This is a genomic window from Actinomycetospora sp. (assembly GCF_036497245.1).
Classification (GTDB): Bacteria; Actinomycetota; Actinomycetes; order Mycobacteriales; family Pseudonocardiaceae; genus Actinomycetospora.
In genome coordinates this window covers 1-21155 of record NZ_DASXJS010000116.1, presented here as the reverse complement: position 1 = coordinate 21155, position 21155 = coordinate 1, and the positions used below count along the sequence as shown (strand labels likewise).

Genomic DNA, 21155 nt, shown 5'->3' with positions numbered 1-21155 from the left:
GAGCGGAGCGACGGGGGATCACGCCGCCGGCGTCCTCAGCGCAGGATGCCCTGCCGGAAGCCCCGTGCGACGGCGTCCGCGCGGTCCCCGGCCCCGAGCTTGCGGAAGAGCCGGCGGGCATGGGTCTTGACGGTGTCCTCGGCGAGCACGAGGGCGGCGGCGATCTCGGAGTTGGACAGTCCCTCGGTCATGCCGAGCAGGACGTCGAGCTCGCGCCGGGAGAGCTCCGCCGACGCCGGGCGCCGACCCGCGGTGAACGGCCGGGGGCCGACCTCCTCACCCGAGCGCAGGAAGCCCCGGGCCCCGAGGTCGAGGGCGGTGGCCGCGAGGCGGTGCTCGGTCTCGCGCCCGGAATCGGGCGGGCCGGCCACGAGCACGGCGACGTCCGGAGCGGCGTCACGGACCGCCGCCACGGCCACGGTCCACGGCGGGGCCGGCGTCCCGGCCGGTCCGTCGGCGGCCACGACGACGAGGTCGGGGTGCTCGCGCGCGACCGTCGCGAGCAGGTCCCCGAGATCGACCCCGGTGATCCGGTCGAACGCCGCGTCGATGGACCGCGCCACCCGCTCACGGGCGTCGGCATCGGCCGCCGCGACCACACAGAGAGGCATGCGGACTCCTCACGGAACGGGGGAGCCGGAACTCGACCCGTGGACGGCGCAGGAGCGTCAGGTTCCCATACGGTGATCGCCCATCCGACGTCGCCCCACCAACACGTTTCGTGACATCACTCGGCCGAGTCGGCGTGTCAGGCCCCGGGCCACCGGGTGCGGTATCCCCCGACCGGCCGCCCACCCCCGACGACGGAGGGTGTGATCAGGGCGGCCAGTGGGTTCGGCGCGACCGCCCCCGCGGCGGCGAGCAGGTCGGCGACGACCGGGCCCAGCGCGCGGGCGTTCCCGTCGTCGACCTTGGCCGCGAACGCCGAGCCGTCGGGCAGGGCGGCGATGAGCACGCCCTCGGCCCCACTCTTGGCGAGCGCGCCCGGGACCTCGCCCATGAGCACCGTGTCCAGGCGCCCGGTACCCGCGACCAGCCACGGGTGGGCCCGCATCGCGGCCGCGACCCGGCCCGCCGTCGTGCCGTCCCCGGCGTGGGCGAGGTGCCAGGGGAGCCGGGCGAGGCCGGTGAGGGTCGTGGCGAAGGCGGGCGCCCCGCAGCCGTCGGTGCTCGCCGCGAGGACCGGGCCTGCGAGGTCGGCGATGGCGCCGCGGCAGGCCTGCTGCAGCGGATGACCGGGGTCGAGGTAGCCGGGGTCCCCGCCCGCCGCGACGAGCATCGCGGCGTGCTTGCCCGAGCAGTTCATGGCGAGCGGGGCAGGCGTGCGGCCCGCGGCCAGGTAGGCGCGGGCGGCGTCGGCGCCGAGCGGGAGGTCGGGGACGCAGCGCAGCGCCTCGGGGGCGAGGCCGTGGCGGGCGAGCAGCATCGTGACGGCCTCGAGGTGGCCCGCCTCGCCGGAGTGCGAGCCCGCGGCGAGGGCGATCTCGGCGTCCGTGAGTTCCACCCCGGCGGTCCCGAGCACCGCCACGGCCTGCGCGGGCTTGAGCGAGGACCGGCCGTAGACCGGCCGGTCGTGCTCACCCGCCGTCGTGACCACCGTCCCGTCGGGCGCGAGGACCACGACCGACACCGCGTGGACGGACTCGACGACGTCGCCGCGGGTCACCTCGACGCGGACGGGCCTCACATCGCTGCCCGCTCCGCCAGCCGGCGGGCCTCGCCCGCCCGTTCCTCGGCGGCCTCGACGCGCGGGTCGCCCCACCCGTCGAGCCCGCCGGCCACCTCGCCGGTGTCCGCGATGTTGGCCCCGACGAGCGCCGACGCGGACTCGGCCGCCGCGGCGGCGAGCAGGGCGGCGGTGACCGCGTCCCCGGTGAGGGCGTCGGGCCCGTGCTCGGCGAGGGCGGCGGCGATCTCGGTGACCCGGCACGCGGTGGCGAGCACGTCCATCGGCACCTGCACGATCGCCTCGGTGGCCCCCGCCGCGCCGCCAGGGGCCTTCCGGGCGGCGAGGAAGCCCGAGAACGCGGCCACGTCGTCGTCGGCGAGCGTGAGCGCCTTCGCCCGCAGACCGTCGAGCTCGTGGGCGAGGTCGAGGGCCGCCGGGTCGGTACTCGCGGTGCCCCGCGCGACCTTCCCGGCGAGCCCGGCGGCGAGCGCGGTCGTGGCGGCGGCGGTGGATCCCGCCGCCGGCCCCGGCCCGCGCACCGCCAGCGCCTCAGCCAGCTTCCCGAGGGGCACGTCCCCGAGCCGCTCAGGCATGTGAGCACTTTCCGGGGCTATGGCACCCGAAAGTGCTCACCAGGGCGCAGCCCACCTAGAACAGCCCCACGATGGTCCCGTCGGGCTTGACGTCGATGTTGTGGGCGGCGGGCTGCTTGCCCAGGCCCGGCATCGTCCGCATGTCGCCGCAGATCGGGTAGACGAACCCGGCCCCGACGGACGCGCGGACCTCACGCACCGGCATCCGCCAGCCGGTCGGCGCCCCGAGCAGCTTGGGGTCCGACGAGATCGACAGGTGGGTCTTCGCGATGCACACGGGCAGGTTCGAGAACCCGTTGCGCTCGTAGAGGTCGATCGAAGTGTTGGCCGCAGGCGCGTAGTCGACGCCGTCCGCGCCGTAGACCTTCGTCGCGACGGTCTCGATCTTCTCGCGCAGCGGGGTGTCGTCGGAGTAGAGCAGCTGGAACTCCGAGGGCTCGTCGGCCGCTTCGGCCACCGCCTCGGCGAGCTCGGCCGCGCCCCGTCCGCCGTCGGAGAAGTGCGTCGACACCGCGACCCGCGCGCCCATCGACTCCGCGATGTCGCGGATCGCCTGGTGCTCGGAGGGGTGGTCGGTCGGGAACGCGTTGATGCAGACCACCGGCGACACCCCGTGGATGCGCATGTTCTCGACCTGCTTGCGCAGGTTCGCCCCGCCCTCGTGCACCTCGTCGGGGTTCTCCGCGAGCAGCGCCTCGGGGAGCTCCTTCCCGGCGACGATCTTGTGCTTGCCGGAGTGGGCCTTGAGCGCCCGCACGGTGGCCACGACGACGGCCGCGTCGGGCGTCATCCCCGACGCGCGGCACTTGATGTTGAAGAACCGCTCGGCGCCCATGTCGGCGCCGAACCCGGCCTCGGTGACGAGGTAGTCGCCGCCGTGGATGCCGATGCGGTCGGCGACGATCGAGGAGTTGCCGTGCGCGATGTTGCCGAACGGCCCGGCGTGCACCAGGACGGGCGTGTTCTCCAGGGTCTGCATGAGGTTCGGCTTCAGCGCGTCGCGCATCAGCGCCGCCATCGCGCCCGCGCCCTTGATCTCCTCGGCCGTCACCTTGTCGCCGTCGCGGGTGTACCCGACGACGATGCGCCCGAGCCGGGCGCGCATCTCCTCCAGCGAGTTCGACAGCGCGAGGATCGCCATCACCTCGGACGCCGACGTGATGTCGAAGCCCGACTCGCGCGGGACGCCGTCCATCCGGCCGCCGAGGCCGGTGACGACGTTGCGCAGCGCGCGGTCGTTGACGTCCAGCACCCGCCGCCAGGTCACGCGGTAGGGGTCCAGCCCGGACGCGTTGCCCTGGTAGAGGTGGTTGTCGAGCACCGCGGAGAGCATGTTGTGGGCGCTGGTGACGGCGTGGAAGTCGCCGGTGAGGTGGAGGTTGAACTTCTCCATCGGGACCACCTGCGAGTAGCCCCCGCCCGCGGCGCCTCCCTTGATGCCGAAGGTCGGCCCCATCGACGGCTGGCGGATCGCCACGACGCCGCGCTTGCCGACGTGCGAGAACGCCTGCCCGAGCCCGACGGTCGTCGTCGTCTTGCCCTCGCCGAGAGGCGTCGGTGTGATCGCGGTCACAACGACGTACTTCGCGCGCGGCCGGTCGGCCATCGCGTCGATGGCGTCGAGCTCGATCTTGGCGACGTCGCGGCCGTGCATCTCCAGCAGGTGGGGAGGCAGGTCCATGGCCGCGGCGACGTCGTCCAGCGGCTTCAGCGTCGCTTTCTGGGCGATCTCGAGGTCCGACGGGATGCTCATGCGGAGTCACACAAGCAGAAGCCACGGCTCCCGTCGACGCGAAGCGCAGCGGAGCCGGACCATCGAGACCGACGCGAAGCGCAGCGGAGCCGGACCATCGAGACCGACGCGAGGTCGGCGCGGAGAGAGTCGTTGCCCACGCTACGGGTCTCGGCCCGTCGAGATCGGACATCGTGGTCGCCGTGGCGTTCGGGACCCTGCTGGGACAGATCGGGCCGGTCTTCGCGGTCATCCTCCTCGGGGCCCTGCTGTCGCGGTTCGACCGCTTCGGCGAGTCGGCCGCGGCGACCCTCAACGACCTCGTCTACTACCTCGCGCTCCCCGCCCTGATCTTCCACTCCACCGCGACGTCCGACCTCTCGGCCGGCATCCCCCTCGTGGCGCTGCTGGTGGCCGTGGGGGTGCTGCTGGTCGCGTACGGGCTGGGCGCCCTCGTGGCGTTCCTGGCCCGCATCGGGGGCCGCGAGGCCAACGCCGTCGGGCTCGTCGCCGGCTGGGGCAACGTCGGGTACATGGGCATCCCGCTCACGACGGCGGTGCTCGGTCCGGCCACCGCGCTCGCCGCGTCCCTGGTCTCGACGCTGCACACGGCGCTCGCGGTCTCGATCTTCCTGGTGGTGGCCACCCTGGTCGATCACGACCGGACCGACGGTCACCCGACCCGCGGCACCCTGGCGATCACCCTCGCGCGGCGGGTGCTGGGCAATCCGGTGGTCGTCGCGATCGTCCTGGGTGTCGTGGTGGCCGTGTTCCGCGTGCCGCTCCCCGGGCCGGTGTCGAGCACGGTCGGGCTCGTCGGCGACATGGCCGCCCCGGGCGGTCTGCTCGCGCTCGGCATCCTGCTGCGCGGCGCCCTCCCCGCGCTGCGCGCCGGCCGGGCACGGTTCGCGGGCATCGTCGGGTGCGCCCTGGTCAAGCTCGTGGTCATGCCCACCCTCGCGATCGGCGCGGTGCGGCTGTTCGCCGTGCCCGCACCGTGGGCGGCCGTGCTCGTCGTGATGTCCGCGCTGCCGGACGCGGCCACGGTCTTCGTGCTCACCGCGCAGTACCGCACCTGGTACCGGGAGAGCACCGCAGTGGTGGTGCTCACCACCGTCGGCTCGGTGGTGACGCTCCCGCTGGTGCTCTCGCTGGCGCTCTGAGCCCGGCCTCAGCCCTCGAGCCAGAGCCGGCGCCGCTCCTCGTGCGTGCGTGCCTGCGCGAGCCTGCCGATCATCCTCGTCTGGTCCGGGCTCGACGCCCCCTGGGCCACCGCCCGCTCCGCCTCCGCGATCTCGCGGTCCGCCCGGGCCTCGTCGGCGCCGGCGGGCAGGGGCGCGATGATGCCGCGGCGGGCGTCCTCGGGCTCCACCGCGCGCCCCGGTGCTTCGGGTGTACCGCTCTGCGTGCTGCCCACGATTCCTCCTCCGTGCCTGCGCCGGGCTCACCAGAGCCCGTCGGGAGAGGGGTAGGCGTCATCCGCCCGTCACAATCGGGGTGTGTCCGAGACGACGACCCCCGCGACGGCCGCCGTCGTCCTCGCCGGCGGCCGCTCCCGCCGCATGGGGAGCGACAAGGCGCTCCTGAGCTGGGGTGACGGCTCCCTGCTCGAGCACGTCCTGGGGGTGCTGAGCACTGCCGTTCCCGGGCCGCTCGTCGTCGTCGGAGCGGCCGGTTCCCCCCGCACGGTCGACCGGGCCCGGGTGGTGGCCGTCACCGACGACGCTCCCGGCCGTGGCCCGTTGCAGGGGCTCGCGACGGGGCTGCGCGCGGCGGCGGCGCAGGGCAGCACCGTCGCGTTCGTCTGCTCGGTGGACCTGCCGCTGCTGCATCCCGCCTACATCGGGGCGGTGCTCGCCGCGCTCGGCGACGCCGAGGTCGCGCTGCCCGTGCTCCACGGCCACCGCCAGCCCCTGGCGGCCGCCTACCGCACCGCTCTCGGCGACCGCGCCGCCGCGCTGCTCGACGCGGGCGCCCGCCGCCCCGGGGACCTGTTCGCCGCGAGCGCGGTCCGCGAGCTCTCCCCCGCGGACCTCCTCGCCGACCCGGCCCTGCGTGCGGCTGATCCCGACCTGGACGCCGTCCGCGACGTGGACACCCCCGAGGAGTACGAGTCGCTCCGGCGCCGCACCGCAGCATCACCGGGGGCGTCCGGCGGCGGACGGTTCCCGCCGCCGGCCTGATCCCGCCGGCCTGATCCCGCCGGACGGGACCGCCGATCGGCACCCGTGGAGGTCCGCTCGGCGACCCGGACCGGGACGGAACCCGGCGAACCCGACCCGGCGGGGGCGCGCGGCGCCCGCCCGTGACACCGTGCCCGGGTGCTCAGCAGCGACGGCGCGCGGGAAGGGCGGGCGAGCGCCCTCGTCCTGGCGCTGCTGCTCGCGCTGCTCGCGGGATGCTCGAGCGGGAGCCCCGCGGAGATTCCCTCGGGCCAGTCCTCCGACGGCGCCGCCACGCAGGGACCGGTGGTCGAGGCGCGCTCGCCGGACGCCAGCCGCACCAAGCTGCGGTTGGCGCTCGCCGACCCCTGCTACGCCTCCCCCGATCCCCGCGCCGTGTGGCCGCGCTGCGGACGCTGGGTCGAGGAGACCGCCTCGATCGCGCGCACCGCGGCGAGCGCCCTGCCGAACGACCCGGCGGTCACCACCGCGGTCGCCGCGATCGCCCCCGCCCACGACGACTTCGTCGCCCGCGGCTGCCCGTCCACCGGCCCCGCGGTGCCGCTGGACGCGAGCGCCTGCGTCGGTGCGCTGACCACGGTGCGCGCGGCGGTCAGCCGGCTCTCCGCCGCCCTCGGCTCGTCGTCCTGACCCCTACCCTGGCGGCATGGCGAGCCTCTCCGAGCCCGACATCCGCGCTTTCCTCACCCACGGCACCCGCACCGGCAAGCTCGGCTGGACCACCCGGGACGGCCGGCCCCTCGTCGCCCCGATCTGGTACCTGCTCGAGGGCTCCGGCTCCGACAGCACGCTGGTGTTCAACACCGGGGCCGACACCGCGAAGGGCCGGGCCCTCGCCCGCGACCCCCGGGCGGCGCTCTGTGTCGACCTCGAGCATCCCCCGTTCGCGTTCGTGCAGGTCCAGGGGACGGTGACGCTGACCTCGGACCCGGACGAGCTGCTGCGGACCGCCACCGCGATCGCCGGGCGCTACATGGGCGCCGATCGCGCGGAGGAGTTCGGGAAGCGCAACGCGGTACCCGGCGAGCTGGTCGTCCGCCTCACCCCGACGAAGGTCGTCGCCACGCTGGACATGACGGCGTGAACCCGGCCGCCGGGCCCCCGGACCGCGCCGGGCCGCGGGACCGCGCCGGGCCCCCGGGCCGTCCGGCTCTCGCCGCCGAACTGGACCTCGAGGCCCACCCGGAGGGCGGCTGGTTCCGGCGGTTCTGGGCGTCCGGGGTCACCGTCGACCCGCCCGGCTACGGCGCGACGAGGGCCGCCGCGACCGCGATCCACTTCGTCCTGGGCCCCGGCGAGGAGTCGGCCTGGCACCGCGTGCGCTCCGACGAGCTGTGGTTCTGGCACCGGGGCGCACCACTGTCGGTGTGGCTCGGCGGCGACGGCGACGTCCCCGCCGAGCCCGGCACCGTGAAACGCCTCGGGCCCGGGTCGACCGAGGGCGAGCACCCCGCGGTCCTCGTGCCGGGCGGGCACTGGCAGCGCGCCGCGCCCGGCCCGGGCGGACCCGACGGCGGCGCGGTGCTGGTCAGCTGCGTGGTGTCGCCCGGATTCGACTTCGACGACTTCACCATGGCCGGCTGAGGCCGGGCGGGACTCAGCCGCCGTCGGTGGGCACGTCCTGCTCCTCCGCGGGCGCCTGCTGCTGCGCCGCCTCGGGCTGCTGGGCGGCCGGTTCCTGCGCGGGCGGTGCGGCCTCCGCGGCGCCTGCGCCGGGTGCCGCGGCGGGCGCGGGGGTGGGAGCCACGGTCGCCGACGGCGCGGTCGGGGCGCTCGCCCGCGTCGAGGCCTTCGACGTCGTCGTCGTCGGGCTCGCCGACGACGTTCCCGCCTGCTGACCCTCGCCGCTGGCGGTCTCGCCGGGGTCGGTACCCGTCACCGGCACGAAGTCGCCGAACGTCTGCTTGGGCGTGCCCTGCGAGGCGCCGTTCATGAAGGTCTGCCAGATGTCGCTCGGGATCCCGTGCCCGTAGATCGGCCGCCCGTCGCCGTACTGGATCGGCGTGTTGTCGTCGGTCCCGACCCAGATGGAGGCGACCACCGACGGCGTGTACCCGACCATCCAGGCGTCGTTGTTCTGGTTGTCCACGTGCGACTGGACGGTGCCCGTCTTGCCCGCCGCCTGCCGGCCGCCGGAGAGCGAGGCACCGTCGTAGGTCGGCACGTCGCGCATCGCCTCGGTGACGTTGCGCGCGACCTTCGGGTCGATCCGCGGCTCGCCCTGGTCGGCCGCGTGGTCGTAGAGGACCTCGCCGCTCGACGTCGTGACCTTCTGGACGAGGTGCGGCTTGTGGTAGACGCCGTCGTTCGCGAACGTCGCGTAGGCGCCGGCCATCTCCAGCGGCGTCACCTCGACGTTGCCGAGGGCGATGCCGCTGTTGGGGTTGTCGAGCTTCGCCGAGATCCCGGCCTGGTGGGCCGCGTTCGCGACCGCCTGGGGCCCGACCTCGTTGCCGAGCGCGGTGAAGACCACGTTGTTCGACAGCGTCATGGCCCGCTTGAGCGAGCAGCTGCTGCAGTCAGCGCCCTCGACGTTGCGCACCGTCCTGCCGGCGACCTGCTGGCCGTCGAACTGGGTGCTGATCCCGATCGGCGGGTCGTGCTCCAGGGCGGCGAGCATGACGAACGGCTTGAACGTCGAGCCGGCCTGCTTGGACACCTGGGCGTAGTCCAGCCCCGAACCGTTGTCGCCGCCGTAGTAGGCCAGGACGTCGCCGGTGCGGGGGTCGACCGACACGGCCGCGGTGCGCAGGTTCGCCGGCTTGCCCTCCATCTCGTGGTGGACGGCGTCGACCGCGTCCTGCTGGGCCTTCGGGTCGATCGTCGTCTGGATCTGCAGTCCCTCGGTGACGAGCGCGTCCTCGTCGATGCCCAGCGAGCGCAGCTCGTCCTTGACCGCGGAGTAGATGTGGCCGCGGGCGTCGTCGGGCACCCCGTTGACGGTCTTGCGGGGCGGCGCGGTGGCCGGAAACCGGGCCGTGGCGCGCTGGGCCGGGGAGAGCCAGCCCGAGGACACCATGCCGTCCATGACGTAGTTCCAGCGGTTCTGCGAACCCTGGATGTTGACCGCCGGGTCCCACTGCGACGGCGCCTGGATGAGGCCCGCGATCATCGCGCCCTCGGCGGGGGTGAGCTGCTGGACGGACTTGTTGAAGTACGCCTGCGACGCCGCCTGGATGCCGTAGGCGCCGCGACCGAGGTAGATGCTGTTGAGGTAGTCCTCGAGCACCTGGTCCTTCGAGTACTCCTGCGTGATCTTCGCGGAGATGATCAGCTCGCGGAACTTGCGGAGGTACGAGTGCTCGTCGCCGACCATCGCGTTCTTGACGTACTGCTGCGTGATCGTCGAGCCGCCGCCCGCACCGCCGGTGATCTGCTTGAACGCGGCGTGCAAGATGCCGGCGACGTCGAACCCGGAGTTGGTGTAGAAGGTCCGGTCCTCCGCGGAGAGCACGGCGTGCTGGACCGGGAGCGGGATCTGGTTGATCGAGACCTTCTGCCGGTTGCCCTGTTCGCCGGGCGCGACACGGGCGAGGACGCTGCCGTCGGAGAACGAGACCGTGTTGAGCTGGCTCTCCACCGCGGCGTCGGCGTTGGGCACCGGGATGAACAGCCAGCCCAGGGCGAGGGTCAGCAGCGGGACGCCGATCACCGTCGTGAGCAGCGCGTAGCCCGCGCGACGGCGGCGGCGCCAGAGCCACGCCGAGGCCGTGAGCGAGCCCGGGTCCTTGCCGTCGAGGTACGTCTGGACGTGCCCGTCGACCCAGTGGCCGGCGGCGACGAGCCGCTCGCCGCCCGGCCAGTGCCGGACCTTCGCGGCGACGGCGACGACCAGCGCCGCCACCGCCGTGGCGGCCCGCCCCCGCGGCGGGGTCGGGCGGGCATCGGGCTGCCGGGTCGCGTCGCGACGGGTGCCGGCCTGGGTCGGCTTGCGGCCGGTGCGGGCGCGGCCCGCGGCGCGGGAGAGGCCGTCCCGCCCCGCGGCGCGGCGCCCGGCGCGGGTCTGCGCGGACTGCGGGACGCCGGTGGTGCGGCGGCCCGTGCCCGTCGCGCGGGACCTGGTGGTCGGGCGCGAGGCCGCCGTGGTGCGGGTGGCGGTGGCGCCCTCGCGGGTCGAGCCCTCGGCGTCGTCGTCGCCGTCCTCGTCGTCGAGCCGGTCGATCGCCGGCCCGATCGCGGTGCCGTCGACGGTCCGGGCCGGCGGGACCGTGGGGCGGGCGCCGGGCTTCGTGCCCGTCGCGGCGGCGCCATTCGCGGCCTTCGTCGCGGGGTCGTCGGCCGACTCCCCCGGCGTCCCGGTGGCGGTCCCGTCGATCGGCTTCACCGCCGTACCGGTGGTGGCCCCGGTGATCGGCTTCGCCGCCGTACGGGGTCCCGCGGCACCGTTCACCGCGGCACCGGTCACCGCGGCGCCGGTCACCGCGGCGCCGGTGGCCGGCTTCGGTCCGGCGCCGTTGGGCCCGGCGCCGTTGGGCCCGGCGCCGTTCGGTCCGGCACCGTTCGGTCCGGCGCTGTTCGGTCCGGCGCTGTTCGGTCCGGCGCCGGTGTTCGCCGGGCCGCCGGCGGGCAGCGGGCGGGAGCCGGTCGGCGGGCCCGCGGGGGGTCGGCCGGACCCGGTCGCCGGACCGGCCGGACGGGCACGGGGTCCACCGGGCCGGGGGCCCGCACCCGTCGTCGGAGCGCCCGCTCCGGGACCGGTGGGTCCGGCCGGGGCCGGACGACCGGGCGCCGGCGGAGGTGGGCTCGTCGGCCGCGCCGGTGCCGCGGGGCGCCCACGGCCGGCGGGCGGACGCGAGGTGGTCGGGGGCGCGGACGGACCACCCCGACCGGACCGTGTGTCGGGCGCGGACGGCGTTCCCGGGCGGGAGGGCGGTCCGGCGGGGCGGGCGGGCGGCACCGGTGGGGCGGCCAGCGCCTGCGGCCCCGAGAGCGAGTGCGGTGCGCGCGGTGCGACCGGACCGGACCCCGGCCGGCCGGAGCCGGTCTCTCCCGGACGCGGGGCGGCCGGGGGCGGGGGCACGGCCGGCGGGGGCGCCAGGGTGGCCGACCGTCCCGGGCCGCGCGAACCCGTGCCGGTCGACGGAGAGCCCGAAGGGCTCCATCCCCGGGCGGGAGCTCGGTCGGACACGGACGGCTCGCGCCGGGAGGCATTCTCGTTCGCCCACGAGGACGAGCCGGCGCCGACAGCCGCGGGCTCCGGCTCGGCGTGCCGCCCGGCGCCCGGCGCCCGGAAGGACGAGGAGGACAGCGCGGTTGGGAACCCGATGGGCGGTGAGGGCGGAGCCGGGTCGTCGGCCGGACGCGGGCGGAAGATCTCGCCGTAGTCGCGGTCGACGTCGGCGTCGAGGTCACGGGGCGTGACGCGGTCCTCGGGGCGCTCGTGTCGCGAGGACCTGGAATGTGCTCCCGCCATCGCTCCACCTCCCGCGTCCGCACCCGGCGCCCGCTCGGGCTTGAGGTCCCGATTGCATCACGATCTGGTCTCTGCACCGAACCGGTCCGCCGCCCTGGTGGCGACGTGCCACCGCTCGGCGACGAACGGTGACCCGATCCGGTAATCGGTGGGTCCGCCCAGGCCGGTGACTGCCCAGGAGCACCCGTGAGTGGGCAACGGCTGAAGCGGGACTCGGCTACAGGGGTGATCCCCTGTGCTCCGTGACCGGATGGAAACATGCGGCGAGCGGCGTGCCAGGCTCCTGCTCGTGGGTGACACTGTCCCCGCTCGCCAGGAACCTGCCGGTCGGCGACGACACGGCAGGGACTTCACGCCACGATCACCCCGAGTCATCACGATCGACGTCGAGAGTCGCCGAGAGGTGGGTCATGACCGACGAGCCGGACGACGGGTCCGGGGACGCCGACGCCCGGCGCCCGCGCGGGCCCCGGGAGCCCGAGCCGTCACGGAACCGGTCGGGTCTGGTGGCGGGCGAGGCGGCCGCCATCGCCCGCTTCGGGGAGGGTCCGGCACGGTTCTCCGCCCACATCCCCGCGCCGCGCCACCCGCACATCGGTCCGCTGCTCCCGCGTCGTCGGGTCGGTGGCGACCCCGCCGGCCACCCCGCCGGCCATTCCGCAGGCGCCCCGTCGTCCGCGCCCGCCCCGTCGACGGCCCTGGTCCGCGCCCGCCGCGACCTGCCCGTCCGGCACACCGTCGCCCCGCCCTCGACGTGGGCCCTCGCCGGCTCGGCCGCCCGCCGCGGCGTCGAGGTCGTCGTCGACTGGACCGCCCGGGGCGTCGTCGCCGCCGTCGACGCGGTCGGGGCGGCCGCGCAGGCCGTCGTCACCCTGCTGTTCGGCCCGGAGCAGGTGCCGTCGGCTCGGGAGCAGTAGCGCGGCGAGCCCCGACGCCGGACACTCCCCGAGAACCGGGTCCCGAGGACCCGGTTCCCGGCAGGCTCGACCGCGCCTGCGTGGGCCCTGGCTGAGTGGACCCTCACGGCTCCCGCGTGAGCCATGGAAGTCCACTCGGTGCTGGTGGTCGGTCACGGAGCCGATCACTGCTCACGAGCGCGGAGCGCACCTACAGCTGCACGCCCCGGGTCAGCGCCCCGTCCACGACGAGGTTGGTCCCGCTGACGAACGAGGCGGCCGGGCTCGCGAGGAAGGCGACCGCCCGGGCGATCTCCTCGGGCCGCGCCATGCGCCCGGTCGGGTTGAGCGAGAGCGCGTGGGCGTACAGGTCGGGGTCGCCCTGCTCGATGGACTCCCACACCCCGCCGGCGAAGTAGGTGTTCCCTGGCGACACGGTGTTGGCCCGGACCCGGCCCGCGAGCTGGTACGCCAGCCCCTGCGTGTAGTGCACGATCGCGCCCTTCATCGTCCCGTACGGCCCCGCAGCGAAGTCGATCTCGCGGCCCGAGACGCTGGACACCGTGACGATCGCGCCGCGGTCGGAGGCCTCGAGGTACGGCAGGGCCGCCTCCACGAGCCGCACCGTGCCAAGCATGTCGGTGCGGAACGAGGCCTCCCAGTTCTCCTCGGACCCGGGGATCGCCAGGGCCGAGACGTTGGCGACGACGACGTCGAGGCCCCCGAGCTCCTCCGCCGACGCCGTCACCCAGGAGCGCAGCGCATCCCCGTCGGCGACGTCGACGGGCGCGCCGTACACCGTGCGGCCCGCCTCGCGCATCTCGGCGAGGGCCTTCTCGACGCCGTCGGCGGAGCGCGCGCAGAACGAGACGGCGGCCCCCTCCTCGGTGAGGGCCTCGACGATCGCCCGGCCGATGCCACGGCTGCCGCCGGTCACGAGCGCACGCGCACCGGACAGTCCGAGATCCATGGGAGCCTCCAGGGGCTACAGGCGCGCGGCTCGCGCGCGCAGGTCGGCGTGCAGGCCGTCGTACGGCTCGGCGCGCGGCAGGAACGCCTTGGGCACCTTCGTCACGGCGCTGTAGTTGGTGTCGACGACGTTGGCGAGCGGGGCGAGCGAGACCTGGGTGAGCAACTGGTAGGCGTCGAGGCGGTCGAGCCCGTGCAGCGCGCCCAGCCAGGAGATCATCTCCTTCTGCCCGATCCGCCAGGCGTCCTCGAGCGGCCGGGACGACCCCACGGTGATGAGCTCGCCGTCGTTCTCCAGCCGCGGCCACGCCGGGGCGGGCGCCGTGGAGCCCTTCACCAGGTCGACGATCAGGGTGACGTCCATCGCGCCCTCGACGGCGGTCCCGCAGGACTCCCCCTCGCCCTGGCGGTAGTGCCCGTCGCCCACCGAGAAGATCGCGCCCGGCTCGTTGACCGGGAGGTAGCAGGTCACGCCGGCCCGCATCTCCGGGGTGTCCATGTTCCCGCCGAACGCGTCGGGCGTCAGCGAGGAGCGGACCTCGCGGTTGGCCGGGGCGACGCCGACGGTCCCGAGCATGGGTGCGACGGGCAGGTCGACGGTGAAGTCGCTGCGCTGCGCGGCGAAGGTGACGGTGCCGCGCGCCCGGTCGAGCTCGTAGATCCAGGTCTGCTCGGGCAGGGCGTCGTCGAGCAGCGCCGTCCGGTCGGTGCCGGTGAGCCCGCCGAAGAACGGGACGAGCGTCGAGGCACCCCAGTCGCGGGCCGGGGTGAGGTCGACCAGGTGCAGCACGAGCGTGTCGCCGGGCTCGGCGCCCGTGACGGCGAACGGCCCGGTCTGCGGGTTGAGGAACCGGGGGTCGAGCGTCGCGCTCGCGAGGTCGGTGACCGAGCGGATCTTGCCGGCGAAGGCGTCGTCGCACCACAGGCGCATCACGCTGCCCGGCGCGACCTCACGGATCGGCGGGGCACCGCCGAAGGTCCAGGCGTACTCCTCCGGGCCGGGCGAGAACTCGACGACGTCCACGTGGACCTCCGGTCGCGGCACTAGTAGCTGTCGGCACCCGTGAGCTTGCGCTCCAGGTCGTCCGCCGTCGCCGTGACCAGGCGGAACGGGGCCTCGAACTCGGCGAAGGTCATGTCGGACAGCGGGGCGGCGTGGCGGAAGATCGCCGTGCCCGCCACGGCGGCGGCTCCGCCCACGACGGTCGATTCGGTCAGCTCGAGCAGCCGCCGGGCGTCGATGTCGTCGAGGCGGGCGATCGGCGACTCGATCTGCATCCAGTCCTGCCCCTCGAACTCCCCACGGTGCCGGACGTAGACCAGCTGGTCCCGCCCGTCGGTCGTCGGCAGCCGGAAGGTGAGGCCGTCCGCGTCCTGCGCCATCACCTCGTAGCGGACCCGCACCCACAGCACGAGGTCGTCCCAGCTGGCCACGCACACTCCCCGTTCTCGAGCCCTCCCGGCGAGGCGAACCGTAGCAGCGGCCGGGCCGCCCGGGCGCCGACTAGCGGGCGCCGACCAGCTTGTCCCAGGCGAAGGAGCCGACCGTCGCGGCGGCGCCGCTGCGGTCGAGCAGGCGCAGCAGCGCGGCGCCGTCGCGGGGACGGTCGGAGGCGTCCTGGGCGGTGGCGCGGCGCAGCACCGGCACCAGCCGCGGGGAGACCCGACCGACGCCCGTGAATGCGTCCGAGGGCGGGCCGTCGAGGATGCGGCGGGCGATGTCGACGACGTTCTCGCCGTCGAACAGGTGGTCCCCGCGCGCCGCGAACACCACGCAGCACGCCCAGGCCCAGACGTCGGTCGCCGGGCCCGCGCCGTTGCCGGTGACCTGCTCGGGCGCCATGTAGCCCGGCGTCCCGACCATGTTCCCGGCCGGGGTGTGGTGGGTCTGGCCGACCACCCGGGCGATGCCGAAGTCCACGACCTTCGGACCCGCGGAGGTCAGCAGGATGTTGCCGGGCTTGAGGTCGCGGTGGGTGATCCCGTCGTTGTGCAGCGCGGCGAGCGCCCGGGCCAGCGCGATCGCGATCCGGGTCAGCGTCTCGGGGTCGCGCACCGCGCCGCTCTCCGCGACCAGCGCGTGCAGCGACGGCCCGTCCAGACGCTCCATGACGATGTAGGGCATCGAGCCGTCGAAGCCGACGCCGTGCACCCGGGCCGTGTAGTCGCCGGTGACCTTCTGCAGCGTCTGGCCCTCGCGCAGGAAGCGGGTGCGGGCATCGACGTCGTCGAGCAGGTGGGGCGCGAGCACCTTGATCGCCACCGACCCGTTCACCCCGGCGCGGTGGCCGAGGTAGACCGTGCCCATGCCGCCGGAGCCGAGGCGCCCGGTGAGCTGGTACTCCCCGACGGTCCGCGGGTCGTGCGGCGTGAGCGGCTGCTCGGGCGGCGCCATGTCCACCAGCCGCGTGGCGGCCGTGGGCGGGTGCGGGGCGGCGGTGGGCCGCGGCGGCACCACCGGGCCCGGGGTCGAGGGCCGGGGCGGGCGCGCGGGAGCGTTCCGCGGAGGTCCCGACGACGCCGGGCGCACCGGCTGCTGGGGCGGTCCGGAGGCGCCGGGCAGGCCCGGGGCGGGCCCGCGGCGCGAGCGGATGAGCCGTCGTTCCTTCGGCCCGGGCAGGCGCGCCGCGCGCAGCGCCTCGGGCAGCACGGGCGCGACGGTGCAGGCGCGGGGCCGCATCGCGCGGGCCATGAGCTGGTGGCCGAGCAGGAACAGCCCGGCCGCGAGACCGCCGGTCTGGATCCCGACGCCGAGCAGGACGAGCATCACGACGCCGGCGGCGAGCCAGGTGACGCGCCGCTTGGACCACGGCCAGGGCCGCGTCACCGGCATCGCGCGGCGGCGCTCGAGGTCGAGCGTGGCGACGTGCAGCGTGCCGACCGCCAAGGCGAGGACCACCCCGACGGCCACCGCCACGACGACGAGCCCGGTGGAGCCCGACGGCGCGGGCAGCCCCGCCGCGTCGAGCTGGTCGAACAGACGGGTGAGCATCGCCTTCCGGTCGGTCGAGCCCGCCGCGGCGCGTGCGGTGACCACGGCGCCGATCAGCGTGACGACGCCCGAGGCCAGCGCGAGCCCGGCGACGACGCTCACCGGGTGCCCCGCCTCGGCGTGCAGGTGGCGGATCGCGCGACGACGCTCCGGGCCGGTCAGGCGGGCGACCCGACCGGTGACGACGCGGTCCACCAGCAACGCCTGGCGCCGTCGGCGGGCCAGCGCGGTGTGCAGCGGGCTCATCAGCAGCGCGACGACGAGGCCCACGAGCAGCGGGAGCAGGAAACGCGCGCCCAGCGTGGGATCGAAGCTCACGACGACCCCCCTCCCCCGTCCGGGACCGCCCCCGAGCGGGCGGCGCACCGTCCGACGTTACCGCTCCGCGCGCCCGCCCGGCGGGCCCTCGTCGTGGGCGGGTCGACCCGGGCGGCGCTCCGCGACCCGGTGCGCGAGCGCGCGCGGCGCGGTCTGCGGCAGGGCCCGGAGCCGTTCCCAGCGGCCCCGCACGGGGTGGCGCAGGACCACGTCGCCGAACGCGTGGCGCCCCCGGACCGAGACGTGCAGCGACCCCCGCTCGAGGCGGTGCACGGTCTCGTCGCGCACCGAACCCGCGGAGATGCGCATGTCGTCGACGTCGGCGGTGGCGTCGCCGGGCAGCACGACCGTCGGCGAGCACATCCCCGTCGCGAGCTCCACGGCCACGACGGAGGTGGCGCACTCGGCCTCGGAGAAGTCGAGCAGGACCGACCCGACCCAGCTGTGCACCCGCACCGTCGGCGGCACCCGCCAGAGCCCGCGGCGGCTGATCGAGCCACCCAGCCCGGCCTCGAGTCCGAGGACGTCGCTGCCGTGCGAGGAGTGCAGCACCGCGCCGGGGAGGTCGGCCAGCAGGCCGTCGAGCTCGTCGCGATGGCGGGCGCCCTGCGCGACGGCGGCGCGCTCGCTGTACTCCGCGGGGGTGAGCCGGCCGGCGACCATCGCGCGGGCCAGCAGCGCGGCGACGTCCTCGCGCTCGGCGTCCGAGGCGCGCTGGCGCCGGTCCTCGGGCGGGGTCTCCTCCGCGGGGAGGCGCTGCGCGGGCCGGCGGGCCATGGCCCCGATCATAGGTGCGCCGACCGCGCGGCGAATGATGTCGCCGTGGCGGGCGAACGGCGTAGTACCGAGTCGACGACGGCGGTCGCGGTGGTGATCGCCCTCGCCGTCGCGGTCGTCCTGGGCGTGGTGGTGTGGACCTCGCACCGGCCGACGCCGTCCCCGCCGGCGGCCGCGCCCGCCAGGACGCCGGTGGCCACGCCCGCCGCCCACGTCTCCCCGTTGACCGGCCAGCCCGGGGCCGCCGGGTCGGCCGTGCTCGCCGTCAAGGTCGACAACTCCCCACAGGGCAGGCCCTGGACCGGGGTGGCCGACGCGGACGTGGTCTACGTGGAGCCGGTCGAGGGCGGGGTCACGCGGCTGCTCACGGTGTTCGCCTCGCACCTGCCGCCGTCGGTGGGTCCGGTGCGCAGCTTCCGGGAGTCCGACATCGACCTGCTGGCCGCCTACGGGCGCCCGGCGCTGGCGTTCTCCGGCAACGCCCCGGAACTGGACCGCCTCGTGTCCTCCGGGCCGGTGATGCCGGTCTCGCCCGCGCAGGTCGCGGGGGCCTACCACCGGGGTCGCGGCGACGCCCCGCACAACCTCTACGGCACCCCGGCGGGGCTCGTCGCCGCCGCGCAGGGGGTCGCCGCCCCGCGGGACATCGGGTTCCGGTTCGGGGCGGCGCCGGCGGGCGGCCAGCCCGCGGCCGACGTCGTCGAGACCATCGGGAGCACCAAGGTCGACGTGCACGCCGCGAACGGCCGCTACACGGTGGCGTTCAACGGCAGCCCGACGGTCACCGCGAACGGTCCGGCGACCGTCGTCGTCCAGCGGGTTCCGATCACGACCTCGGCGATCCACGACGTGGTCGGGGCGCCGTCGCCGACGGCGGTCACCGTGGGCCGGGGCCCGGTCGACGTGCTGCGCGACGGCAAGCGCTGGACCGGCACCTGGTCGCGGCCCGCGCCGACCGCCCCGACGACGTTCACCGGCGCCGACGGCCGGCCGATGACCTTCGCGACCGGGCCGGTGTGGGTGCTGCTCGCCCGGGCCCCGGGATGACGACCGGGCCGGACGGGTACTCGTGGGTATGGCTACCGGAGACAAGATCGACAACAAGGCCGACGAGCTCAAGGGCAAGGCGAAGGAGACCGCCGGCAAGCTCCAGGACGACGAGGAGCTCCAGGCCGAGGGCAAGGGCGACCAGGTCAAGGGCAACGTCAAGCAGGCCGGCGAGAAGATCAAGGACGCCTTCAAGGGCTGATCCACTCCGAACACGCGGCGGGGGCCCGGCCGATCGGCCGGGCCCCCGTCGTGCGTGCGGGTCCTACTCGGCGAGCCTGGCGATCGCCTGCGCCCACAGGAAGTACTTGTTCGTCCCGAGGTCGCGGATCGTCTTGATGTTGAACGCGCTCTTGAGGTGCTCGGCGTCGTCGTCGCTCACACCCTGCAGCGCTGCGACCGGCGCGTCGGCGAGCTCCGAGATCGGGGTGTCCTCGTACTGCTTGTCCAGCTTGGCGTCGATCTGTCCCATGTCGCCCTCCCGGTGATCGGCTGCGGTGTCCGGGCGTCCGAGTACCCCGCTCGTGGCGGAGCGTGCGGTTCGGCGGGGTGAACTCCCGACGTCGCTCGGCGGACGGGCGTCCGCAGGCGATCAGCGGGCCGCGGGGTCAGTAGCCCCGCTGGTGGCGCTCGCCGCGGAACCCGTAGACCGGGGTGCCGTCGGGATCCTGCCGGTCGAGGCGGTGCACGGCGTAGACGTTGATGCCGGGGATCGAGCCGCCGTTGAGCCCGTCGACGGGCATGCGGGGGCCCTTCTCGACGAGCACGAGGTACTCCTCGGGCGGCGCGGCGGTCTCGGCGATCCGCACGTCGTGCTCGCCGCGGCAGGGACCGTCCCGGAGCCGGATCCGCATCGTCGTCCCCCTCCCGATCGCAGCTCGGCATCCATCGTCGCACGGGTGCGACGGGCCCGGAGACCCATCGCACACCCGCGCGCGACCGAGGTCCTTGACGCCGCCCACCACCGAGCGGAACCATCCGGGCGTCGATCATGCCCCCCGTGATCGACGACAGCCCGGTCGGTGTCCCCCCGCCGGCCGGGCCCCTCTCTTTGCGCGACCGGGCCGCGGCGGACGGGTGACGACCGTTCGTCGCCGGAGCACCCGGACCCGTCGCCGGGACCACGCTGGTCGTCCGTTCACCGATCGGCCACCGCCGTGCCATCCGGACGCGTGTGAATGTCGGCGTGCCGGGCACTCCCGACGGGGCGGAGCGCGATCTCGGACGAGGAGCGGCACGTGGACGAGGGTCGGACCTTGCGGGAACTCGTACACAGCGCCCACCGGGCGCTGGCCGAGCTCGGGAGCGCCCGCGTCGCCTGCCCCGCGAACGTGGACCGTTTCGACTGGTCGGCGGACCTGCTCGACGAGCTCGCGCGCGTCGCGCTCGAGGTGGGTGAGGCGGCCGCCACGCTCGCCGACGGCCACGACGAGGACATCGACGCCCGCGCCCGGGATCTCGCCACCGCCATCGTGCGGCGTCGCAACGACGCCCTGATCCCCCTGCAGCTCTCGACGCGCCAGGTCGCCTGCCGGTCCTGACCGGCCGGCCGTCAGTACCCTCCGGCGCGTGACCGGCACCCCGCCCGAGGACACCATCGGCCGACTGCTCGTGCGCTGTCCCGACCGGCAGGGCATCGTCGCCGCGGTCGCGTCCTTCCTGTCCGCTTCCGGCGCGAACATCCTCTCGCTCGACCAGCACGCCACCGCCCGCAGCGGCGGCACCTACTTCCAGCGCACCGAGTTCGCCCTGCCGCACGGGAACCTCGACCGCCTGCGGGCCGCGTTCGGCTCCGACGTCGCCCGGGGCTTCGGAATGGAGTTCACCGTCGCCGATGCCGCGGTGCCCAAGCGCCTGGGGATCATGGTGTCGCGGATCGACCACTGCCTGCTGGACCTGCTGTGGCGCACGCAGCGCGGCGAGCTGGACGTGTCGGTCGAGGTCGTCGTCTCCAACCACCCGGACCTGGCGCCCGCCGTCGAGTCGTTCGGCGTCCCGTTCGTGCACGTGGCGGTCACGCCCGAGACCAAGCCCGAGGCCGAGGCCCGCCAGGCGGAGCTGCTCGCGGGGCTCGACCTGGTGGTGCTCGCCCGCTACATGCAGATCGTCTCGGGCACCCTGCTCGGCGCGCTCGACGCCCCGATGATCAACATCCACCACTCGTTCCTGCCGGCCTTCGTCGGCGCAGTGCCCTACCGACGGGCCAAGGAGCGCGGGGTCAAGATCGTCGGCGCCACCGCGCACTACGTGACCGAGGACCTGGACGAGGGCCCGATCATCGAGCAGGACGTGATCCGGGTGAACCACCGGCACTCGACGGCCGACCTCACCCGCCTCGGGGCCGACGTCGAGCGCTCCGTGCTCTCCCGCGCGGTCCGCGCGCACTGCGAGGACCGCGTCATGCGGGACGGGAACACGACGATCGTGTTCTAGATGAGTGAGTCCGATCGGGATCAGTGGTCGTAGGCGATCAATGAGCGCTTGCTGGGGGCGTTGATCTGCCAGTTGTGCCAGATCGTGGCGGCCAGGGTGAGCAGGCGGGCGGCGACGCGGGCGTAGACCCCCG

The 21155-nt window shown here is 75.1% G+C and carries 23 protein-coding genes and 1 pseudogene; 10 read left to right on the top strand and 14 right to left on the bottom strand.

The genetic code is table 11. From position 1 onward, the window contains the following. Positions 1-35: 35 nt before the first annotated feature. From VGI02_RS12020 to VGI02_RS12005, 4 genes are all read right to left on the bottom strand, one after another. Positions 36-611, bottom strand: coding sequence for a response regulator transcription factor (locus VGI02_RS12020; protein WP_331627598.1), 576 nt, complete (start codon positions 609-611; stop codon positions 36-38). 137 nt (positions 612-748) lie between these two features. Continuing rightward, a complete protein-coding gene (locus tag VGI02_RS12015; protein WP_331627596.1) occupies positions 749-1687 on the bottom strand; it encodes an asparaginase in 939 nt (312 codons plus the stop codon). Beyond that, positions 1684-2262: a cyclodeaminase/cyclohydrolase family protein gene (locus tag VGI02_RS12010; RefSeq protein ID WP_331627595.1), complete on the bottom strand. Its 579-nt coding sequence runs from the start codon at positions 2260-2262 to the stop codon at positions 1684-1686. The genes VGI02_RS12015 and VGI02_RS12010 overlap by 4 nt, the downstream gene beginning before the upstream one ends. A gap of 55 nt (positions 2263-2317) precedes the next feature. Further along, on the bottom strand, positions 2318-4015 hold the full coding sequence (locus tag VGI02_RS12005; RefSeq protein WP_331627594.1) for a formate--tetrahydrofolate ligase: 1698 nt from the start codon (positions 4013-4015) through the stop codon (positions 2318-2320). A 182-nt stretch (positions 4016-4197) separates the two neighbouring features. Here VGI02_RS12005 and VGI02_RS12000 point away from each other — a divergent pair, with 182 nt between their 5' ends. Next, positions 4198-5157: an AEC family transporter gene (locus VGI02_RS12000; protein ID WP_331627593.1), complete on the top strand. Its 960-nt coding sequence runs from the start codon at positions 4198-4200 to the stop codon at positions 5155-5157. A gap of 8 nt (positions 5158-5165) precedes the next feature. Here VGI02_RS12000 and VGI02_RS11995 read toward each other — a convergent pair whose 3' ends face one another. Continuing rightward, positions 5166-5411: a hypothetical protein gene (locus tag VGI02_RS11995; protein ID WP_331627591.1), complete on the bottom strand. Its 246-nt coding sequence runs from the start codon at positions 5409-5411 to the stop codon at positions 5166-5168. Between the two features lie 82 nt (positions 5412-5493). Here VGI02_RS11995 and mobA point away from each other — a divergent pair, with 82 nt between their 5' ends. The 4 genes from mobA (at position 5494) to VGI02_RS11975 (ending at position 7761) form a co-directional block, all read left to right on the top strand. Further along, a complete protein-coding gene (gene mobA / locus VGI02_RS11990) occupies positions 5494-6177 on the top strand; it encodes a molybdenum cofactor guanylyltransferase (RefSeq protein WP_331627590.1) in 684 nt (227 codons plus the stop codon). A 138-nt stretch (positions 6178-6315) separates the two neighbouring features. Beyond that, complete coding sequence (locus VGI02_RS11985) at positions 6316-6807, top strand: hypothetical protein (protein WP_331627589.1); 492 nt, start codon at positions 6316-6318, stop codon at positions 6805-6807. A gap of 16 nt (positions 6808-6823) precedes the next feature. Beyond that, positions 6824-7261: a PPOX class F420-dependent oxidoreductase gene (locus VGI02_RS11980; protein ID WP_331627588.1), complete on the top strand. Its 438-nt coding sequence runs from the start codon at positions 6824-6826 to the stop codon at positions 7259-7261. Beyond that, on the top strand, positions 7258-7761 hold the full coding sequence (locus VGI02_RS11975) for a cupin domain-containing protein (RefSeq protein WP_331627586.1): 504 nt from the start codon (positions 7258-7260) through the stop codon (positions 7759-7761). The genes VGI02_RS11980 and VGI02_RS11975 overlap by 4 nt, the downstream gene beginning before the upstream one ends. 13 nt (positions 7762-7774) lie before the next feature. On the opposite strand, the gene VGI02_RS11970 is transcribed toward VGI02_RS11975, so the two are convergent. Continuing rightward, complete coding sequence (locus VGI02_RS11970) at positions 7775-10597, bottom strand: transglycosylase domain-containing protein (protein ID WP_331627585.1); 2823 nt, start codon at positions 10595-10597, stop codon at positions 7775-7777. A 1403-nt stretch (positions 10598-12000) separates the two neighbouring features. Between VGI02_RS11970 and VGI02_RS11965 the strand changes: the two genes are divergently transcribed. Beyond that, positions 12001-12507: a hypothetical protein gene (locus VGI02_RS11965; protein ID WP_331627584.1), complete on the top strand. Its 507-nt coding sequence runs from the start codon at positions 12001-12003 to the stop codon at positions 12505-12507. A 190-nt stretch (positions 12508-12697) separates the two neighbouring features. Here the strand turns inward: VGI02_RS11965 and VGI02_RS11960 are convergent, their stop codons facing one another. The 5 genes from VGI02_RS11960 to VGI02_RS11940 form a co-directional block, all read right to left on the bottom strand. Then, positions 12698-13456, bottom strand: a complete 759-nt coding sequence (locus VGI02_RS11960) for an SDR family NAD(P)-dependent oxidoreductase (RefSeq protein ID WP_331627583.1) — start codon at positions 13454-13456, stop codon at positions 12698-12700. A gap of 15 nt (positions 13457-13471) precedes the next feature. Then, positions 13472-14479 (bottom strand): acetamidase/formamidase family protein, encoded by a 1008-nt coding sequence (locus tag VGI02_RS11955; protein ID WP_331627582.1) that lies wholly within the window; start codon positions 14477-14479, stop codon positions 13472-13474. A 20-nt stretch (positions 14480-14499) separates the two neighbouring features. Then, positions 14500-14889: a hypothetical protein gene (locus VGI02_RS11950; protein ID WP_331627581.1), complete on the bottom strand. Its 390-nt coding sequence runs from the start codon at positions 14887-14889 to the stop codon at positions 14500-14502. 70 nt (positions 14890-14959) lie between these two features. Continuing rightward, positions 14960-16765 carry a protein kinase domain-containing protein gene (locus tag VGI02_RS11945; RefSeq protein WP_331627579.1) on the bottom strand — a complete coding sequence of 602 codons (1806 nt, stop codon included), beginning with the start codon at positions 16763-16765 and terminating at the stop codon, positions 14960-14962. A gap of 57 nt (positions 16766-16822) precedes the next feature. Next, entirely contained in the window at positions 16823-17542 is a 720-nt protein-coding gene (locus tag VGI02_RS11940; RefSeq protein WP_331627578.1) for a DUF1707 SHOCT-like domain-containing protein, read from the bottom strand. Positions 17543-17587: 45 nt separating this feature from the next. Here VGI02_RS11940 and VGI02_RS11935 point away from each other — a divergent pair, with 45 nt between their 5' ends. Beyond that, on the top strand, positions 17588-18589 hold the full coding sequence (locus VGI02_RS11935; protein ID WP_331627577.1) for a DUF3048 domain-containing protein: 1002 nt from the start codon (positions 17588-17590) through the stop codon (positions 18587-18589). Positions 18590-18617: 28 nt separating this feature from the next. Continuing rightward, positions 18618-18791, top strand: coding sequence for a CsbD family protein (locus tag VGI02_RS11930; protein WP_331627575.1), 174 nt, complete (start codon positions 18618-18620; stop codon positions 18789-18791). Between the two features lie 63 nt (positions 18792-18854). Here the strand turns inward: VGI02_RS11930 and VGI02_RS11925 are convergent, their stop codons facing one another. Further along, on the bottom strand, positions 18855-19061 hold the full coding sequence (locus VGI02_RS11925; protein ID WP_331627574.1) for a hypothetical protein: 207 nt from the start codon (positions 19059-19061) through the stop codon (positions 18855-18857). A gap of 136 nt (positions 19062-19197) precedes the next feature. Next, the gene (locus VGI02_RS11920) at positions 19198-19443 is read right to left on the bottom strand and encodes a hypothetical protein (RefSeq protein ID WP_331627573.1); all 246 of its coding nucleotides are present in this window, start codon (positions 19441-19443) and stop codon (positions 19198-19200) included. Between the two features lie 384 nt (positions 19444-19827). On the opposite strand from VGI02_RS11920, the gene VGI02_RS11915 reads away from it, so the two are divergent. Beyond that, complete coding sequence (locus VGI02_RS11915) at positions 19828-20130, top strand: hypothetical protein (protein ID WP_331627572.1); 303 nt, start codon at positions 19828-19830, stop codon at positions 20128-20130. A 28-nt stretch (positions 20131-20158) separates the two neighbouring features. After that, positions 20159-21022, top strand: coding sequence for a formyltetrahydrofolate deformylase (gene purU, locus VGI02_RS11910; RefSeq protein WP_331627570.1), 864 nt, complete (start codon positions 20159-20161; stop codon positions 21020-21022). Positions 21023-21042: 20 nt separating this feature from the next. On the opposite strand, the pseudogene VGI02_RS11905 reads toward purU, so the two are convergent. Beyond that, a pseudogene (locus VGI02_RS11905) lies at positions 21043-21155 on the bottom strand (IS982 family transposase); the annotation flags it as partial.

What these genes read in the sequence shown, in the direction of transcription:
- VGI02_RS12020 (WP_331627598.1), bottom strand. Translation starts at nt 611, where the DNA reads ATGCCTCTCTGTGTGGTCGCGGCGGCCGATGCCGACGCCCGTGAGCGG.
- VGI02_RS12010 (WP_331627595.1), bottom strand. Translation starts at nt 2,262, where the DNA reads ATGCCTGAGCGGCTCGGGGACGTGCCCCTCGGGAAGCTGGCTGAGGCG.
- VGI02_RS11930 (WP_331627575.1), top strand. Translation starts at nt 18,618, where the DNA reads ATGGCTACCGGAGACAAGATCGACAACAAGGCCGACGAGCTCAAGGGC.
- VGI02_RS11965 (WP_331627584.1), top strand. Translation starts at nt 12,001, where the DNA reads ATGACCGACGAGCCGGACGACGGGTCCGGGGACGCCGACGCCCGGCGC.
- VGI02_RS11920 (WP_331627573.1), bottom strand. Translation starts at nt 19,443, where the DNA reads ATGCGGATCCGGCTCCGGGACGGTCCCTGCCGCGGCGAGCACGACGTG.
- VGI02_RS11940 (WP_331627578.1), bottom strand. Translation starts at nt 17,542, where the DNA reads ATGGCCCGCCGGCCCGCGCAGCGCCTCCCCGCGGAGGAGACCCCGCCC.
- VGI02_RS11925 (WP_331627574.1), bottom strand. Translation starts at nt 19,061, where the DNA reads ATGGGACAGATCGACGCCAAGCTGGACAAGCAGTACGAGGACACCCCG.
- VGI02_RS11980 (WP_331627588.1), top strand. Translation starts at nt 6,824, where the DNA reads ATGGCGAGCCTCTCCGAGCCCGACATCCGCGCTTTCCTCACCCACGGC.
- VGI02_RS11960 (WP_331627583.1), bottom strand. Translation starts at nt 13,456, where the DNA reads ATGGATCTCGGACTGTCCGGTGCGCGTGCGCTCGTGACCGGCGGCAGC.
- VGI02_RS12005 (WP_331627594.1), bottom strand. Translation starts at nt 4,015, where the DNA reads ATGAGCATCCCGTCGGACCTCGAGATCGCCCAGAAAGCGACGCTGAAG.